Annotated in this window: 14 protein-coding genes; 9 read left to right on the top strand and 5 right to left on the bottom strand. The window is 57.7% G+C overall.

Going from position 1 to position 17,324, the window contains the following annotated elements; all coding sequences use genetic code 11:
• Positions 1–81: 81 nt before the first annotated feature.
• Positions 82–2,754 (bottom strand): bifunctional acetaldehyde-CoA/alcohol dehydrogenase, encoded by a 2,673-nt coding sequence (gene adhE / locus J0F90_RS13575; RefSeq protein ID WP_016927492.1) that lies wholly within the window; start codon positions 2,752–2,754, stop codon positions 82–84.
• A gap of 531 nt (positions 2,755–3,285) precedes the next feature.
• On the opposite strand from adhE, the gene J0F90_RS13570 reads away from it, so the two are divergent.
• The 7 genes from J0F90_RS13570 (at position 3,286) to oppF (ending at position 12,002) form a co-directional block, all read left to right on the top strand.
• Positions 3,286–3,930 (top strand): YchE family NAAT transporter, encoded by a 645-nt coding sequence (locus tag J0F90_RS13570; RefSeq protein WP_015378089.1) that lies wholly within the window; start codon positions 3,286–3,288, stop codon positions 3,928–3,930.
• A gap of 696 nt (positions 3,931–4,626) precedes the next feature.
• Entirely contained in the window at positions 4,627–6,264 is a 1,638-nt protein-coding gene (locus J0F90_RS13565) for an ABC transporter substrate-binding protein (RefSeq protein ID WP_033640118.1), read from the top strand.
• A gap of 147 nt (positions 6,265–6,411) precedes the next feature.
• Positions 6,412–8,049, top strand: a complete 1,638-nt coding sequence (gene oppA, locus J0F90_RS13560) for an oligopeptide ABC transporter substrate-binding protein OppA (RefSeq protein WP_016927494.1) — start codon at positions 6,412–6,414, stop codon at positions 8,047–8,049.
• Between the two features lie 83 nt (positions 8,050–8,132).
• Positions 8,133–9,053, top strand: a complete 921-nt coding sequence (gene oppB / locus J0F90_RS13555; RefSeq protein WP_004932150.1) for an oligopeptide ABC transporter permease OppB — start codon at positions 8,133–8,135, stop codon at positions 9,051–9,053.
• A 14-nt stretch (positions 9,054–9,067) separates the two neighbouring features.
• Positions 9,068–9,976: an oligopeptide ABC transporter permease OppC gene (gene oppC / locus J0F90_RS13550; RefSeq protein ID WP_004932149.1), complete on the top strand. Its 909-nt coding sequence runs from the start codon at positions 9,068–9,070 to the stop codon at positions 9,974–9,976.
• An 11-nt stretch (positions 9,977–9,987) separates the two neighbouring features.
• Positions 9,988–11,004 (top strand): ABC transporter ATP-binding protein, encoded by a 1,017-nt coding sequence (gene oppD / locus J0F90_RS13545; protein ID WP_016927496.1) that lies wholly within the window; start codon positions 9,988–9,990, stop codon positions 11,002–11,004.
• On the top strand, positions 11,001–12,002 hold the full coding sequence (gene oppF, locus J0F90_RS13540) for a murein tripeptide/oligopeptide ABC transporter ATP binding protein OppF (protein WP_004932143.1): 1,002 nt from the start codon (positions 11,001–11,003) through the stop codon (positions 12,000–12,002). The genes oppD and oppF overlap by 4 nt, the downstream gene beginning before the upstream one ends.
• Before the next feature lie 73 nt (positions 12,003–12,075).
• Here oppF and J0F90_RS13535 read toward each other — a convergent pair whose 3' ends face one another.
• Together J0F90_RS13535 and cls are read right to left on the bottom strand one after the other, a co-directional pair.
• Entirely contained in the window at positions 12,076–12,399 is a 324-nt protein-coding gene (locus J0F90_RS13535; RefSeq protein WP_004932139.1) for an HI1450 family dsDNA-mimic protein, read from the bottom strand.
• Positions 12,400–12,455: 56 nt separating this feature from the next.
• The gene (gene cls, locus J0F90_RS13530) at positions 12,456–13,916 is read right to left on the bottom strand and encodes a cardiolipin synthase (protein WP_004932137.1); all 1,461 of its coding nucleotides are present in this window, start codon (positions 13,914–13,916) and stop codon (positions 12,456–12,458) included.
• A gap of 242 nt (positions 13,917–14,158) precedes the next feature.
• Here cls and J0F90_RS13525 point away from each other — a divergent pair, with 242 nt between their 5' ends.
• Positions 14,159–14,335 (top strand): YciY family protein, encoded by a 177-nt coding sequence (locus J0F90_RS13525; protein WP_025159792.1) that lies wholly within the window; start codon positions 14,159–14,161, stop codon positions 14,333–14,335.
• Positions 14,336–14,380: 45 nt separating this feature from the next.
• On the opposite strand, the gene J0F90_RS13520 is transcribed toward J0F90_RS13525, so the two are convergent.
• Both J0F90_RS13520 and smfY read right to left on the bottom strand, forming a co-directional pair.
• A complete protein-coding gene (locus J0F90_RS13520; protein WP_004932132.1) occupies positions 14,381–14,872 on the bottom strand; it encodes a Dps family protein in 492 nt (163 codons plus the stop codon).
• Positions 14,873–15,072: 200 nt separating this feature from the next.
• Positions 15,073–16,545, bottom strand: coding sequence for a multidrug efflux MFS transporter SmfY (smfY, locus tag J0F90_RS13515; protein WP_033640120.1), 1,473 nt, complete (start codon positions 16,543–16,545; stop codon positions 15,073–15,075).
• A 127-nt stretch (positions 16,546–16,672) separates the two neighbouring features.
• Between smfY and J0F90_RS13510 the strand changes: the two genes are divergently transcribed.
• Positions 16,673–17,236: a TetR/AcrR family transcriptional regulator gene (locus tag J0F90_RS13510; RefSeq protein WP_016927499.1), complete on the top strand. Its 564-nt coding sequence runs from the start codon at positions 16,673–16,675 to the stop codon at positions 17,234–17,236.
• Positions 17,237–17,324: the final 88 nt, after the last annotated feature.

Raw genomic sequence — 17,324 nt, 5'->3', positions numbered from 1 at the left:
CGGCGTGAGTCGAAATGCAGCGCCTCCGGCGCAATAAAAAACCCGCCGTTTGGCGGGTTTTTTTATCGGTTTACAAAACCGTTATTTCTTGGGCTTCTTTACCGCAGCTTTGGCTGCAGCCGGAGCTGCCGCTTCCTCGTCGACCGCTTCGCTGAATTCGCGGCCGTAGAAGGTATCCAGCATGATTTGCTTCAGTTCGGCAATCAGCGGATAGCGCGGGTTGGCGCCGGTGCATTGGTCGTCGAACGCGTCTTCCGACAGCTTGTCGACTTTCGCCAGGAAGTCCGCCTCCTGCACACCCGCCTCGCGGATGGAAGTCGGGATGCCCAACTCGGTTTTCAACTCGTCCAGCCAGGCCAGCAGTTTCTCAATCTTTTGCGCGGTGCGGTCGCCCGGCGCGCTCAGGCCGAGATGGTCGGCGATTTCAGCGTAGCGGCGGCGCGCCTGAGGGCGATCGTACTGGCTGAAGGCCGTCTGCTTGGTCGGGTTGTCGTTCGCATTGTAGCGAATGACGTTGGAAATCAGCATCGCGTTGGCCAGGCCGTGCGGAATGTGGAACTCCGAACCCAGCTTGTGCGCCATGGAGTGGCAAACCCCGAGGAAGGCGTTGGCGAAAGCGATACCGGCGATGGTGGCGGCGTTGTGCACGCGTTCACGGGCAACCGGGTTTTTCGCGCCTTCTTTATAGCTGGCCGGCAGATACTCTTTCAACAGTTTCAACGCCTGCAGCGCCTGGCCGTCGGAGTATTCGTTCGCCAGCACCGAGACGTAGGCTTCCAGCGCGTGGGTGACCGCATCCAGACCGCCGAAGGCGCACAGGGATTTCGGCATGTTCATCACCAGGTTGGCGTCGACAATCGCCATGTCCGGAGTCAGCGCATAGTCGGCCAGCGGGTATTTCTGCCCGGTAGTGTCGTCGGTGACGACGGCGAACGGCGTGACTTCCGAACCGGTGCCTGAGGTGGTGGTGATGGCGATCATTTTCGCTTTCACGCCCATTTTCGGGAACTTGTAGATACGCTTGCGGATGTCCATGAAGCGCAGCGCCAGATCCTCGAAGTGGGTTTCAGGATGTTCGTACAGCACCCACATGATTTTCGCGGCGTCCATCGGCGAACCGCCGCCCAGCGCGATGATGACGTCCGGTTTGAAGGAGTTCATCTGCTCGGCGCCTTTGCGCACGATGCTCAGCGTCGGATCGGCTTCCACTTCAAAGAACACTTCGGTTTCGATGCCGTGAGACTTCAGAACCTTGGTGATCTGGTCGGCATAGCCGTTGTTGAACAGGAAACGGTCGGTCACGATGAAGGCGCGTTTCGCCCCGTCGGTCGCCACTTCTTCCAGCGCGATAGGCAGCGAGCCACGGCGGAAGTAGATCGATTTCGGAAGTTTATGCCACAACATGTTTTCTGCTCGCTTCGCTACAGTTTTCTTGTTGATCAGGTGTTTAGGTCCGACGTTTTCAGAGATGGAGTTACCACCCCAGGAACCGCAACCCAGCGTCAGCGAAGGCGCGAGTTTGAAGTTGTACAGGTCGCCGATACCGCCCTGAGAAGCCGGGGTGTTGATCAGAATGCGAGCCGTTTTCATTTTATCGCCGAAGTAGGCGATGCGAGCCGTTTGGTTATCCTGGTCGGTGTACAGGCAGGACGTGTGGCCGATACCGCCCATGGCGACCAGTTTTTCGGCTTTGGCGACGGCGTCTTCGAAGTCTTTGGCGCGGTACATCGCCAGGGTAGGCGACAGTTTTTCATGTGCGAAAGGTTCGGACTCGTCGACCAGCTTCACTTCACCGATCAGCACTTTGGTGTTGGCCGGCACTTTGATGCCTGCCATTTCGGCGATTTTCGGTGCGGATTGCCCGACGATGGCCGCGTTCAGGCCGCCGTTTTTCAGGATGATGTCCTGCACCGCTTTCAGTTCTTTGCCCTGCAGCAGATAGCCGCCGTGGGAAGCGAAGCGTTCGCGTACCGCATCATAGATAGCGTCAACGACGATGACCGACTGTTCGGAAGCGCAGATAACGCCGCTGTCGAAGGTTTTGGACATCAGGATAGAGGCGACCACGCGTTTGATATCTGCGGTTTCGTCTACCACGACCGGCGTATTGCCGGCGCCGACGCCGATGGCCGGTTTGCCGGAGCTGTAGGCGGCTTTCACCATGCCCGGGCCACCGGTGGCGAGGATCAGGTTGATGTCAGGGTGGTGCATCAGCTGGTTGGACAGCTCGACGGTAGGCTGGTCGATCCAACCGATGATGTCTTTTGGCGCGCCGGCGGCGATAGCGGCTTGCAGCACGATATCGGCGGCTTTGTTGGTGGCATTCTTCGCACGCGGGTGCGGCGAGAAGATGATGCCGTTACGGGTTTTCAGGCTGATCAGCGCTTTGAAGATCGCGGTAGAAGTTGGGTTGGTGGTAGGAACGATACCGCAAATCAGGCCGATAGGTTCGGCGATGGTGATGGTACCGAAAGTGTCATCTTCAGACAGGATGCCACAGGTTTTTTCATCTTTATAGGCGTTGTAGATGTACTCGGAAGCGAAGTGGTTTTTGATCACTTTGTCTTCGACGATACCCATTCCGGATTCTTCCACGGCCATTTTGGCCAACGGGATACGGGCATCAGCAGCGGCGAGGGCGGCAGCGCGGAAGATTTTATCCACTTGCTCTTGAGTGAAGTTGGCATATTCGCGCTGGGCTTTTTTGACACGTGCGACAAGCTCGTTCAGTTCAGCGACATTCGTTACAGCCATAATGCTCTCCTGATAATGTTAAACTCTTTCAGTAAATAAGCCGTGCGAGCCACTAGTATAGTCATAACGGGAATAAACGGTGATTCGAATACCGGGGCTTTCCCGCGTTATTTCTTCGCATGCTGCTGATTTGCTTAAAGAGCTTTACCCTACGCCAACCGGAGGGGCAGGCAGTGAAGAGAACGGAACCGGCTGGATTGCCACCGACTTTGTTCTACTCCCTGACTACGACTAAGAGCTTACCCACTGTTGGGTAGTTGATTTGTGATCTAAATCATGAAAAGTGCAAGCTGACACCTTTCAGCTTGGCGATGTTGAGAGTGATTATCAATAACTGTGATCGATGACTCTTTTTTCAACATAAAAAATCAAAAGGCCATACATCACTTTAACAAAGGGCATTTGTTTTGTGGCCTAACTTGCTGGTAGTCAAAAATGCTGCTCTGGCCGGATGGATTACCCGCGGCAATTCCATTACATTAGCGCGCATAGGCAGCACACCTTTTTATAGCACTTAACGCGGAGCCATCTGTGGGCCAATCTCTGTTGGATCTTTCCGGCTTTATCAAGTTCTTTGTCGGTCTGTTTGCGCTGGTCAACCCGGTGGGCATCTTGCCGGTGTTTATCAGCATGACGAGCTACCAGGCGGAAGCAGGGCGCAATAAAACCAACCTGACCGCCAACCTGTCGGTCGCCATTATTCTGTGGACATCGCTGTTCCTGGGCGAAGGGATCTTGCGGATGTTCGGCATCTCCATCGATTCGTTCCGCATCGCCGGCGGTATTCTGGTGGTGACCATCGCCATGTCGATGATCAGCGGCAAGCTGGGAGAAGACAAACAGAACAAACAGGAAAAATCGGAGAGCGCGATCCGCGAGAGCATCGGCGTGGTGCCGTTAGCGCTGCCGCTGATGGCGGGGCCGGGGGCGATCAGCTCCACCATCGTGTGGAGTTCCCGTTATCACAACTGGCAAAGCCTGCTCGGTTTTACGGTCGCGATCGCCTTGTTCGCCTTTTGCTGCTGGTTGTTGTTCCGCGCCGCGCCGCTGTTGGTTCGTTTGCTTGGGCAGACCGGCATCAACGTGATCACCCGTATCATGGGTCTGTTGCTGATGGCGCTCGGGATCGAGTTTATCGTTACCGGCATTAAGGCGATATTCCCCGGCCTGTTGTAATACCCTTTGTTTAGCCGCGCACCTTTCGCCTTGGCGCGGCTAAAATTAATTTTAAAGTTTAAATTATTTATTGGTTCGCATTATTATAGTGCACAGGATGAATAAAATTTATGCGGTTGCACTCTTATGTTGCATAAATCTCATGTTGCTGTGCAAAAAAAACGCTAAGCGTTATTTCAGACACTTTTCCTCCCCCATTTCCGCGCGTTTTGCCCCCGCTCAACGGTAAAGCTGTTGTTAAATTAATCACATCATTCTGTGGGGCTTGTCTCACTTTCATCCAGGTGTTATTAGTGATTAACCGACCATAGGCAGGTGTTTGTTCTTTGAATGTCTGGATTGTTAACTGAATGTTTCTTTGTGCGGTAATGAGATTGCGTTGATGGTTTCAAATGAAATGATTTCGTCTTTTTTTTCTTTAAAATCATAGCGATGATTTTGTTTCTCCGCGTCCCCGAGCTTGGGGGCCGGATCGGGCTTCGTGCGATAAAAGAGAATTGCTTAACATTTTCGTAAAATTTATTGGCTATGGAATTTGGCTTCTGCTAATTTCCGAGCAACTTTCCCGTGGTCAATTAACTGAAATGCGCCATAAAAACGGGAATGATTTTTGCTGGTATCCGTTTATTTAGAATTCTTATAAACACTTCACAAACTTCGATAAGCGATGCTTGTCGGTGAAAAGGAGCCTCGATTATGCAGCAAACCCTGAAGCGCACTTCTTTGACCTTGTTGATTAGCGGCGCGCTGAGCGTCGGCGCCATAAATAGCAGTTTGGCGGCGGAAGTGCCGGCCGGCGTTCAGTTGGCGCAGCAGCAGAATATTGTGATCAACAACGGCAGCGAAGTGGCTTCATTGGATCCGCATAAGGTCGAGGGCGTACCGGAAAGCAATATCATTCTTAACCTGCTGGAAGGGCTGGTGAGCACCGACGCCAACGGGCATGTGGTGCCGGCGGCGGCGGCGAGCTGGGAAAACCAGAATTATCAGCAATGGACCTTCCACTTGCGCCCCGGCGCGGTGTGGAGCGACGGCAGTCCGGTGACCGCGCAAGACTTCGTCTACAGCTGGCAGCGTCTGGCCGATCCGAAAATCGCCTCTCCCTATGCCAGCTACCTGCAATACACCAAAGTCGACAATATCGACGACATCCTGACCGGCAAGAAGCCTCCGCAGACCCTCGGCGTCAAGGCGCTGGACGACCAGACGCTGCAGGTGACGCTGAGCGAGCCGGTGCCATATTTCATCAGCATGCTGAGCCACACATCGCTCAAACCGGTGAAACGCGCGGTAGTGGAGAAATTCGGCGATAAATGGACGCTGCCCGCCAACTACGTCGGCAACGGCGCTTACCGCCTGAAAGAGTGGGTGGTGAACGAGCGCATCGTACTGGAGCGCAGCCCGAGCTACTGGAACAACAAGCAGACGGTGATCACTCAGGCGACCTTCTTGCCGATCGCTTCCGAAGTCAGCGACGTCAACCGCTTCCGCAGCGGCGAGATCGATATCACCAACAGCGCGATCCCGCCGTACCTGTACGTCAAAATGAAGCGCGAAGTGCCCGAGCAACTGCACGTTAACCCTTATCTGTGCACTTTCTATTACGAACTCAATAACCAGCGGGCGCCGTTCACCGATCCGCGGGTGCGTGCGGCGGTGAAGATGACGCTGGATCGCGACATCATCGCCAACAAGATCATGGGCCAGGGGCAGATCCCGGCCTACAGTTTCACGCCGACCTTTACGGAAGGCGCCAACTTTACGCCGCCCGCGTGGGCCGGCTGGAGCCAGGAACAGCGCAACGCCGAAGCCAAGAAACTGCTGGCGGAAGCGGGTTACAGCGACGCCAAGCCGCTGAAGTTCTCGCTGCTGTACAACACCTCCGATCAAAACAAACAGCAGGCGATCGCCGCCGCGTCGATGTGGAAAAAGAACCTCGGCGCCGACGTCACGCTGCGCAATCAGGAGTGGAAGACCTCGCTGGAAAGCCGCCATCAGGGGCAATACGACGTGGCGCGCGCCACCTGGTGCGGGGATTACAACGAGCCCAGCGCGTTCCTGAACCTGGTGCTGTCCAACAGCAGCATCAATACCGTGTTTTATAAGAGCCCGGCGTTCGACGCCATCATGGCCGCCACGCTGAAGGCGCCGGATGAGGCCGCGCGCGCCGCGCTTTATCAGCAGGCAGAAGCGCAGCTGGACAAAGACTCCGCGTTGATCCCGGTGTATTACCGCGTCAGCGCGCGGTTGATTAAGCCGACGGTAGGCGGGTTCACCGGCAAAGATCCGCTGGACTATACCGACGTTAAAAATCTGTACATTATCAAGCAGTAAAAGGGGTATTCCTCTCGCTAGTTCGCGGAGGAATATAGGGAAGGCCGGCCGCCGCATTCGTTCCGCGGCGGCGGGAAACAGAGTCCGCTTACGGGCAACGCAGGTTCCACGAAGAGCCTGTGATAATAAAAACTGGAGTCGATAAGTATGACCAACATCACGAAGAAAACGCTCATTGCCGCCGGCGTCATCGCCGCGCTGGGCATCACAGCAACCACCTCCGCCTTTGCCGCCGACGTTCCTGCAGGCGTGCAACTGGCCGACAAGCAAGAAATCGTCAAAAACAACGGTTCCGAAGTGCAGTCGCTTGACCCGCATAAAATCGAGGGCGTGCCGGAAAACAACGTGACCCGCGATCTGATGGAAGGCCTGGCGAACAACAGCCCGGACGGTTCCATCGTGCCGGGCGTCGCGGAAAGCTGGGATAACAAGGATTTCAAAGTCTGGACCTTCCACCTGCGCAAAGACGCCAAATGGTCCAACGGCAAGCCGGTGACGGCGCAAGATTTCGTCTACAGCTGGCAGCGCGTAGTGGATCCGAAAACCGCGTCGCCTTACGCCAGCTACCTGCAGTACGCCCATGTGGAAAACGTTGATGACATCATCGCCGGCAAAAAAGACAAGTCGACGCTGGGCGTGAAGGCCATCGACGACCACACCTTCCAGGTGACTCTGAGCGAGCCGGTGCCTTATCTGGTTGAAATGACCCCGCACTACGCCATGAAGCCGGTTTACAAAGACGCGGTGGAGAAATTCGGCGAGAAGTGGACGCTGCCGGCCAACTACGTCAGCAACGGCGCTTACAAACTGAAAGACTGGATTGTCAACGAACGCATCGTGCTGGAACGCAACCCGGAATATTGGGATAACGCCAAAACCATCATCAATAAAGTGACGTTCCTGCCTATTTCGTCGGAAGTGACCGACGTTAACCGCTACCGCACCGGTGAAATCGACATGACCTACAACAACATGCCGATCGAACTGTTCCAGAAGCTGAAGAAAGAGATCCCGAAAGAGGTGCACGTCGATCCTTATCTGTGCACCTATTACTACGAAATCAACAACCAGAAGGCGCCGTTCACCGATGCGCGCGTGCGTGAAGCGCTGAAGCTGGGCATGGATCGCGACATCATCGTCAACAAGGTGAAAAATCAGGGCGATCTGCCGGCCTACAGCTTTACGCCGCCCTACACCGACGGCGCCAAGCTGACCGCGCCGGAGTGGTTCGGCTGGACGCAGGAAAAACGCAACGAAGTGGCGAAGAAACTGCTGGCCGACGCCGGCTACGGCCCGGGTAAACCGCTGACCTTCTCCCTGTTGTACAACACGTCAGATCTGCACAAGAAGCTGGCGATCGCCGCCGCCTCCATCTGGAAGAAAAATCTGGGCGTGGACGTGAAGCTGGTGAACCAGGAGTGGAAAACCTTCCTGGATACCCGCCATCAAGGCACCTATGACGTGGCGCGCGCCGGCTGGTGCGCCGACTACAACGAACCGAGTTCGTTCCTGAACATGATGCTGTCCGACAGCAGCAGTAACACCCCGCACTACAAGAGCGCCGAGTTCGACAAGCTGATGGCCAACGTGTTGACCGCGAAGAGCAAAGACGAGCGCGCCGAGCTGTATCAGAAAGCGGAAGTTCAGCTGGATAAAGATTCCGCCATCGTTCCGCTGTATTACTACGTGAACGCCCGTTTGGTGAAACCTTACGTCGGTGGCTACACCGGCAAAGACCCGCTTGATAACGTGTACGACAAAAACCTGTACATCATCAAGCATTGATACGGTAAGAGCCGGCGGCGCAGGCCGCCGGCCCATGTTGAGAATAATAAGCCGTCATCAGGCTGTCGCACAGGGTTAGGGCAATGCTTAAATTTATACTTCGTCGCTTATTGGAAGCGATCCCGACACTATTTATCCTTATTACCATCTCATTCTTCATGATGCGCCTGGCGCCCGGCAGTCCATTTACCGGGGAGCGCGCATTGCCGCCGGAAGTCATGGCGAATATCGAAGCCAAATACCATTTGAACGACCCGATCTGGAAACAGTACGGTCATTATCTGGCGCAGCTTGCGCAGGGAGACTTCGGCCCGTCCTTTAAATACAAGGATTATTCGGTCAACGATTTGGTGGCCAGCTCTTTCCCGGTCTCCGCCAAACTCGGTCTGGCCGCGTTTTTGCTGGCGGTGGTGCTGGGCGTGAGCGCCGGCGTGATCGCCGCGCTGAACCAGAACACCAAATGGGACTACACGGTGATGGGGTTCGCCATGACCGGGGTGGTGATACCCAGTTTCGTGGTGGCGCCGCTGTTGGTGCTGATCTTCGCCATCACGTTGAAATGGCTGCCGGGCGGCGGCTGGAACGGCGGCGCGCCTAAGTTCATCATCTTGCCGATGGTGGCGTTGTCGCTGGCCTATATCGCCAGCATCGCCCGTATCACGCGCGGCTCGATGATTGAAGTGCTGCACTCCAACTTCATCCGCACCGCGCGCGCCAAAGGCTTGCCGATGCGTCGCATCATTTTCCGCCACGCGCTGAAGCCGGCGCTGTTGCCGGTGCTGTCCTACATGGGCCCGGCGTTCGTCGGGATCATCACCGGTTCGATGGTGATCGAAACCATCTACGGTCTGCCGGGGATCGGCCAGCTGTTCGTTAACGGCGCGCTGAACCGCGACTACTCCCTGGTGTTGAGCCTGACCATTCTGGTTGGCGCTCTGACCATTCTGTTCAACGCGATCGTCGATGTGCTGTATGCGGTCATCGATCCGAAAATCCGTTATTAATCTGGAGCACGCGAATGATGTTGACTAAAAAGAACAGCGAAGCTCTGGAACACTTCAGCGAGAAGCTGGAAGTGGAAGGGCGCAGCCTGTGGCAAGACGCGCGCCGGCGCTTTATGCATAACCGCGCGGCGGTCAGCAGCCTGTTCATCCTGGCGCTGATCACGCTGTTTGTGGTGCTGGCGCCGATGCTGTCGCAATTCGCCTACGACGATACCGATTGGGCGATGATGTCCGCCGCCCCCAGCGTTGAATCGGGGCACTATTTCGGCACCGATTCCTCCGGGCGCGATCTGCTGGTGCGCGTGGCGATTGGCGGGCGCATCTCGCTGATGGTCGGCGTGGCGGCGGCGCTGGTGGCGGTGATCGTCGGCACCCTGTACGGCGCGATGTCCGGCTATCTGGGCGGCAAAATCGACTCGGTGATGATGCGCCTGCTGGAGATCCTCAACTCCTTCCCGTTCATGTTCTTCGTGATCCTGCTGGTGACCTTCTTCGGCCAGAATATCCTGCTTATCTTCGTGGCGATCGGCATGGTGTCGTGGCTGGACATGGCGCGTATCGTGCGCGGCCAAACCCTCGGTCTGAAGCGCAAGGAGTTCATCGAAGCGGCGCTGGTGTGCGGCGTCTCCACGCGCAACATCGTGCTGCGACATATCGTGCCGAACGTGCTCGGCGTGGTGGTGGTGTATGCCTCGTTGCTGGTGCCGAGCATGATCCTGTTCGAATCCTTCCTCAGCTTCCTGGGGCTGGGCACGCAGGAGCCGCTGAGCAGCTGGGGCGCATTGCTCAGCGACGGCGCCAACTCAATGGAAGTTTCACCGTGGTTGCTGCTGTTCCCGGCGGGTTTCCTGGTAGTCACTCTGTTCTGTTTCAACTTTATCGGCGATGGTCTGCGTGACGCCCTCGACCCGAAAGATCGTTAAGGAGTGCCACCATGAGCACCATTGAACATCCACAACTGCAAACCGCCGTCGGCGTTAAAGCGTCGCCACTGCTGGACGTGAAAGATCTGCGCGTCACGTTCTCCACCCCGGACGGCGACGTGACGGCGGTGAACGATCTGAACTTCGATCTGCGCGCCGGTGAAACGCTGGGCATCGTCGGCGAATCCGGCTCCGGCAAATCGCAGACCGCATTCGCCCTGATGGGGTTGCTGGCCAGCAATGGCCGCATCGGCGGTTCGGCCAAATTCAACGGCCGCGAAATCCTCAACCTGCCGGAAAACCAGCTCAACAAGCTGCGGGCCGAAGAGATCTCGATGATCTTCCAGGACCCGATGACCTCGCTCAACCCGTATATGCGCGTTGGCGAACAGCTGATGGAAGTGCTGATGCTGCATAAGAAAATGAGCAAAAGCGAAGCCTTTGAAGAGTCGGTACGCATGCTTGACGCGGTGAAAATGCCGGAAGCGCGCAAGCGCATGCGCATGTATCCGCACGAGTTTTCCGGCGGTATGCGCCAGCGCGTGATGATCGCCATGGCGCTGCTGTGCCGGCCGAAGCTGCTGATCGCCGACGAGCCGACTACTGCGCTGGACGTGACCGTTCAGGCGCAGATCATGACGCTGCTCAACGAGCTCAAGCGTGAGTTCAACACCGCCATCATCATGATCACCCACGATCTGGGCGTGGTGGCCGGCATCTGCAACAAGGTGCTGGTGATGTACGCCGGCCGCACCATGGAATACGGCAGCGCGCGCGAGGTGTTCTACCAGCCGAGCCACCCGTACTCCATCGGTCTGTTGAACGCGGTGCCGCGCCTCGACGCCGAAGGCGAAGCATTGCTGACCATTCCCGGCAACCCGCCGAACCTGCTGCGGCTGCCGAAAGGCTGCCCGTTCCAGCCGCGCTGCCCGTACGCCATGGAACAGTGCGCGAGCGCTCCGCCATTGGAGCAATTTGGGGAAGGGCGCCTGCGCGCCTGCTTTAAACCGGTGGAGGCGTTGGTATGACAGCGGTAACCGACAAGAAAGTGCTGCTCGAAGTGGCCGATCTGAAAGTGCACTTCGACATTCATGACGACAAGCAGTGGTTCTGGCAGCCGCCGAAAACCCTGAAGGCGGTCGATGGCGTTACGCTGCGGCTGTTCGAGGGGGAAACCCTGGGCGTGGTCGGCGAATCCGGCTGCGGCAAATCCACCTTCGCGCGCGCCATCATCGGCCTGGTGAAGGCCACCAGCGGGCGCGTCGCCTGGCTGGGTAAAGATCTGCTGGGCATGAACGACGCCGACTGGCGCAAAACCCGCAGCGATATCCAGATGATCTTCCAGGATCCGCTGGCCTCGCTCAACCCGCGCATGACCATCGGCGAAATCATCGCCGAGCCGCTGCGCACCTACTACCCGAAAATGCCGCGTCAGGAAGTGAAGGACAAGGTCAAGGCGATGATGCTGAAGGTCGGCCTGCTGCCTAACCTGATCAACCGTTATCCGCACGAGTTCTCCGGCGGCCAATGCCAGCGAATCGGCATCGCGCGCGCGCTGATCCTCGAACCGAAGCTGGTGATCTGCGACGAGCCGGTTTCCGCGTTGGACGTGTCGATTCAGGCGCAGGTGGTAAACCTGTTGCAGCAGCTGCAGCGCGAAATGGGGCTGTCATTGATCTTTATCGCCCACGATTTGGCGGTGGTGAAGCACATTTCCGATCGCGTGCTGGTGATGTACCTGGGCCATGCGGTAGAGCTGGGCACCTATGACGAGGTGTACCACAATCCGCAGCACCCATACACCAAGGCGCTGATGTCGGCGGTGCCGATCCCGGATCCGGACAAGGAGAAGGAAAAGCAGATCCAGCTGTTGGAAGGGGAGCTGCCTTCGCCGATCAATCCGCCGTCCGGCTGCGTGTTCCGCACTCGCTGCCCGATCGCCGGGCCGGAGTGCGCCAAGACGCGTCCGCTGCTGGAGGGCAGTTTCCGCCATGCGGTTTCGTGCCTGAAGGTCGATCCGCTGTAATGCGCCGCTAGCCGGCAACAAAAAGCCCCGCTGAATAAGCGGGGCTTTTTTTATCCGATGCGCTGGCGGCAAATCACTCTTTCCACAGAATGTGGCACAGCTTGTGGTCTTTCTCGCGGCAGATCAGCACGCGGGCGAACACGTCGTTGATCGGCTCGCCGTCGCTGTCCGCCAGACCGATCACCACTTCGGCGAAGAAGTCCGGGTTCAGGTCGTAATCCACGTGCTCGCTCCAGTCTTCGGAGGGGTCGTACAGTTCTGCGCCGCCGCGCTCTTCAAACTGCAGATTGAACAGCAGAATATCCGCCGGATCCAGATTGTCGCCGGCCAATTCGAGGAAAATGTCGTAGGCCTGTTCCAGCGTTTCGTCTTCGGTAAGGCGGTTATTCAAATCCATAAAAAAATCCTGATAACAAATGATTTGGCGCTATTAAAGCACGCTCGCCGCGGCTTTTACAGCAACGGGCTGAAAAAGTAGAACAGGCGTTCGACCAGGCGATGCCAGAACGGCCGCTTCAGCCACTCTTTGGCGTTTAACAGTTTGGAACGGGCGATATAGTCTTCCTGCACGCACGCCAGATCGCTGCCGAAGCCGTCGTCGTCGATCACCAGGGTGATCTCGAAATTCAGCCACAGGCTGCGCATATCCAGATTGACGGTGCCGACCAGGCTGAGCTGGCCGTCGACCAGCACGCTCTTGGTATGCAGCAGACCGCCTTCGAACTGATAGATTTTCACCCCGGCTTCCAGCAGCTCGGAGAAAAACGCGCGGCTGGCCCAGCGCACCATCATCGAATCGTTGTCGCGCGGCACGATGATGCTGACCTCAACGCCGCGCAGAGCGGCGGTGCAGATGGCGTGCAGCAGATCGTCGCTCGGCACGAAGTACGGCGTGGTCATGATCAGCTGCTCGCGCGCGGAATAAACGGCGGTCAGCAGCGCCTGGTGGATCATTTCTTCGGGGAAACCGGGGCCGGAGGCGATCACTTGAATGGTGTGGCCGCTTTCCTGCTCGAACGGCATGATGTTGACGTCCGGCGGCGGCGGCAGAATGCGCTTGCCGGTTTCAATCTCCCAGTCGCAGGCATAGACGATGCCCATCGTAGTAGCCACCGGGCCTTCCATGCGCGCCATCAGATCGATCCATTGGCCGACGCCTGCATCCTGCTTGAAGTAGCGCGGATCGACCATGTTCATGCTGCCGGTATAGGCGATGTAGTTGTCGATCAGCACCACCTTGCGGTGCTGGCGCAGATCCATACGGCGCAGGAATACGCGCAGCAGGTTAACCTTCAGCGCTTCGACTACTTCGATGCCTGCGTTGCGCATCATCGCCGGGTAGGGGCTGCGGAAAAATGGCAGGCTGCCGGCGGAGTCCAGCATCAGGCGGCAGTGCACGCCGCGCCGCGCGGCGGCCATCAGCGATTCGGCCACCTGATCGACCAGGCCGCCGGGCTGCCAGATATAGAACACCATTTCGATGTTGTGGCGCGCCAGCTCGATGTCGCGGATCAGCGCTTTCAACGTGTCGTCGGTAGTGGTGAGCAGCTGCAGCTGGTTGCCCTTGACGCCGTCGATGCCCTGGCGGCGGTTGCACAGCTGGAACAGCGGTTCGGCGACTTCGCTGTATTCGGTGGCGAAGATGCGGCGGCTCTCTTTCAATTCCTTCAGCCAGCGCGCGGTCGACGGCCACATGGCCTTGGCGCGCTCGGCCCGGCGCTTGCCCAGGTGCAGTTCGCCGAACGATAAATAGGCGACGATGCCGAACAGCGGCAGAATATAGATAACCAGCAGCCAGGCCATGGCAGAGGGAACCGCACGGCGTTTCATCAAAATGCGCATCGTCACGCCGGCGATCAGCAGCCAGTAGCCGAACACCATGAGCCAACTGATTACGGTATAAAATGTTGTCATAAAGGCGAAAAATCCCGTTCGCAAACCACCAATGATGAGTGTACGCACAGATCGGGCAAGGCGAAACCTTTTATCGGCGCTTATGTTACATAAATATGATGAAGTTAAGGCACTTGCCGAAATTGAAAGGGCGGCTTTTGCCCGCGTGGCGTTCGCTGTGCCGCCGATAACGGCGGCTTGGATCGCGGGCGGAAAGGGCTATAATGCCCGCGGTTGGCATTAGACGAACGAGTGACGGAATTATGAGACGCAGTAGAAATGAAGTGGGCCGCTGGCGCATGTTGCGGCAGAGCCAACGTCGGCGGCATCGCTGGCTGGAACGCCAGTCGTGCAGCAATCGCCATATTATCCGGGTGCGGCGGCGCCTGGACGATCAGCATCGGCGCGCGCTGCTGTTTGCGGTATCCTGCGAGTGGTAAAACGAAAACAGTCCCGTGAGGGACTGTTTTGTTATGGCGTCTGAGTTATTTGCCCAAATAGGCGTTGAGCATCCAGACCTGTTTTTCCTGCTCTTTGATGTAATCGCTCATCAACGACGCGGTGCCTTCGTCGCCGGCGTCTGCCGCCACCGTCAGCAGCTCACGCTGCTGTTGCAGCAAGATTGAATACCCTTCCAACAGGCCGCGCAGCGTACCCTTATCATCGGTCACGTTGGTGTGTTCCTTGATGTCGGCGGTTTTCAGATAATCGCTGAAAGCGTGACGCGGCTGCGAGCCCAACGTCAGAATACGTTCCGCCAGCTCATCCACCTTGGTCAGCAGATCGTTATATGTCTCTTCGAATTTCGCGTGCAGTTCAAAGAACTGCGGGCCGGTAATGTTCCAATGATAGCCGCGCACGTTCATATACAGCACCTGATAGTTTGCCAACAGCGCATTCAACGCTTCGGCGAGTTTTGCTGATTGTTTACTGTCAAGGCCGATATGGGTTTTCGCTGCTTTCTTTGCCGTTGCCATAATAATCTTCTCCTGATTATTTGTTCCGATAGTAGACAGAATCAATTTCCATAGCTGTTACAGTAACCGGATTTATCGCAGGGTTAAATACGATAACAGGCATTATTGCCATCGCTCAAACCGATGACGATAAATCCGTCGAGCAAATTGCCGAATCAGTTTACGCAGGTTCCGCGGGCGAAAAAAGTCGCTTTTCTCGGTTACTTGCGCAGCGCCAGTTTTACCACACCTGCGCCCAGCGCCATTAACAGCGCGGCGGCGATCAGTACCGAAATAAAGGCGCGATCAAAGGCCAGACGCGCCAGCTGCGTCAACTGCTGCGCGCGATCGGCCGCCATTCCTGCCGCCAGGCGCAACGCTTCGTCGATGCTGTCGTAGGCTAAATCGCTGACCGGCAGCGCCGCCGGCAGCGCCAGGCTGTGACTGTAGACCGCCGTCATCAGCCCGCCGAGCAACGTCACGCCCAGCACGCCGCCCAGCTCGTAGGAGACGTCTTCGATAGATGCCGCCATGCCGGATTTCTCCTCCGGCGCGTTCAACATGATGGCGGTGGAAGCGGCGGTGATCACGCCGCCGAGGCCGAAGCCCACCAACGCCAGGCTCGCCAGCTGCGGCGCTATGCCGCTCTGATAGAACAGGGCGAGGCCGGCGATGCCGAAGGCGGTCAGGGCGAAACCGCCGAGAATGATGCTGCGCTCACCGTAGCGCGGCAGCAGCAAACCGGCCATTGGCCCCGCCAGCGCCGAGGCCAGCGGGATCGGCAAGATGAACAGCGCTGCCTGCAGCGGACTGAGGCCGAGCACCAGTTGCAAGCGTTGGCTGAGCACCAGCTCGACGCCGATCAGCGCCACCATCGACAGCAATGCCACGCCGATGCCGCCGGCGAACAACCGGTTGCGGAACAGGGAGAAATCGATCATCGGGTAGGCGCTGCGCTGCTGACGACGCACGAACAGCGCCAGGAACAGGATGCCGATCAGGGCCGCTGCGAGCAAGGCGCTGACGTCAGGCGCCGGCTTGCTCAATTCCTTCAGCGCATAGATAGCGCCGACCAGGCCTATCATGATCTGCACCGAGCCGATGATATCGGCGGGGCGCGGGTTATCGCCGCCGCAGCGCGGGATCAGTTTCCATGCCAGCGGCCAGACCAGCAACACCACCGGCACATTGATCAGGAACACCGAGCCCCACCAGAAATACTCCAACAGCAGGCCGCCGACCACCGGGCCGATGGCCGCGCCGCCGGAGGCCACCGACGCCCAGATGCCGATCGCCAGCGCGCGTTCGCGTTCGTCGGTAAAGACGTGGCGTACGATGGACAGCGTGGCGGGCATCATCATTGCCGCGCCAACGGCGAGGAATACCCGCGCGGCGATCAGCCACTCGGCGGTAGGCGAGAAAGCGGCGCACAGCGACGCGACGGCAAACACCGGCAGCCCGGCGAGAAACAGCCGTTTATGGCCGATGCGATCGCTCAGCATGCCGGCGCCAGGCAACAGACCGGCCACCACCAATGGGTAGGCGTTGACGATCCAGAGTTTTTGCGAGGCGCTGGCATCCAGCGCCTGGGTTAAACGCGGCAGGGCGGTATATAACACCGTCATATCGATGACGATCAGGAACAGGGCGCTGGCGACCATTGTCAGGATTAACCAGCGGTTCTTGGCGTACATAAGTCATAATCCAGTTAACGTGGGCGGCGCGAAGGCGCCGCCATTGTGGTAACCCTCCGGCGATGCCGGGTGGTATACTGGCGATAATATATATCCATACGTTCGTATTGAAAAGAAGGGTTTCTTAATGGGACGTCAACGCAGCATCGATCGCGACAAGGTTTTGGACACCGCCGAAGAGATCGTCGCCACCCAGGGCGCCGCCGGCTTGACCATCGACGCCGTCGCCAAAGCGATGGGGATCTCCAAGGGCGGGGTGCAGTACTGTTTCGGCAGCAAAGACGCCCTGATTGACGCCATGTTCGATCGCTGGGGCAGTGCCTACGAGACGCTGTTCGCCGCTATCGCCGGTGACGATCCTTCGCCGCAGACCGGCGTGCGCGCGCATATGCTGGCGACGCAAAGCTCGGATCAGACCGCCAGCGCCAAGGCTGCCGGGCTGATGGCGACGCTGATTCAAACGCCGGAGCATCTGGCGAGCACGCGCGAATGGTATCGCAGCCGCATCGCCGGTTTGGATTTGACGACGGAAGGAGGCAAGCGCGCGCGCCTGGCGTTTCTCGCCACCGAAGGCGCCTTTATGCTGCGTTACTTTGGTTTGATGGATATCGATCAGGCGGAATGGGAAACGATGTTCACCGATATGCAGGCGTTGATTTTAACTGAGGGTGCCTATCGCACTGATAGCTAGTAAAGCCCGCAGTGAAAGGCGTATGTTTATCGCATAAGATATTCCCTCGAAGAACTTTTTAGCCAGCCACTCCGTGCTGGCTTTTTTT

The organism is Serratia marcescens subsp. marcescens ATCC 13880, assembly GCF_017299535.1.
In the GTDB taxonomy this organism is placed as follows: domain Bacteria; phylum Pseudomonadota; class Gammaproteobacteria; order Enterobacterales; family Enterobacteriaceae; genus Serratia; species Serratia marcescens.
Note: the sequence above shows the minus strand (reverse complement) of the source record. Positions and strands in the feature narration are given on the sequence as shown.

Coding starts and splice junctions, on each gene's coding strand:
- oppC (WP_004932149.1), top strand. CDS start 9,068: ATGATGTTGACTAAAAAGAACAGCGAAGCTCTGGAACACTTCAGCGAG.
- J0F90_RS13535 (WP_004932139.1), bottom strand. CDS start 12,399: ATGGATTTGAATAACCGCCTTACCGAAGACGAAACGCTGGAACAGGCC.
- oppD (WP_016927496.1), top strand. CDS start 9,988: ATGAGCACCATTGAACATCCACAACTGCAAACCGCCGTCGGCGTTAAA.
- oppB (WP_004932150.1), top strand. CDS start 8,133: ATGCTTAAATTTATACTTCGTCGCTTATTGGAAGCGATCCCGACACTA.
- J0F90_RS13565 (WP_033640118.1), top strand. CDS start 4,627: ATGCAGCAAACCCTGAAGCGCACTTCTTTGACCTTGTTGATTAGCGGC.
- J0F90_RS13525 (WP_025159792.1), top strand. CDS start 14,159: ATGAGACGCAGTAGAAATGAAGTGGGCCGCTGGCGCATGTTGCGGCAG.
- adhE (WP_016927492.1), bottom strand. CDS start 2,754: ATGGCTGTAACGAATGTCGCTGAACTGAACGAGCTTGTCGCACGTGTC.
- smfY (WP_033640120.1), bottom strand. CDS start 16,545: ATGTACGCCAAGAACCGCTGGTTAATCCTGACAATGGTCGCCAGCGCC.
- oppF (WP_004932143.1), top strand. CDS start 11,001: ATGACAGCGGTAACCGACAAGAAAGTGCTGCTCGAAGTGGCCGATCTG.
- J0F90_RS13510 (WP_016927499.1), top strand. CDS start 16,673: ATGGGACGTCAACGCAGCATCGATCGCGACAAGGTTTTGGACACCGCC.
- J0F90_RS13520 (WP_004932132.1), bottom strand. CDS start 14,872: ATGGCAACGGCAAAGAAAGCAGCGAAAACCCATATCGGCCTTGACAGT.
- oppA (WP_016927494.1), top strand. CDS start 6,412: ATGACCAACATCACGAAGAAAACGCTCATTGCCGCCGGCGTCATCGCC.
- cls (WP_004932137.1), bottom strand. CDS start 13,916: ATGACAACATTTTATACCGTAATCAGTTGGCTCATGGTGTTCGGCTAC.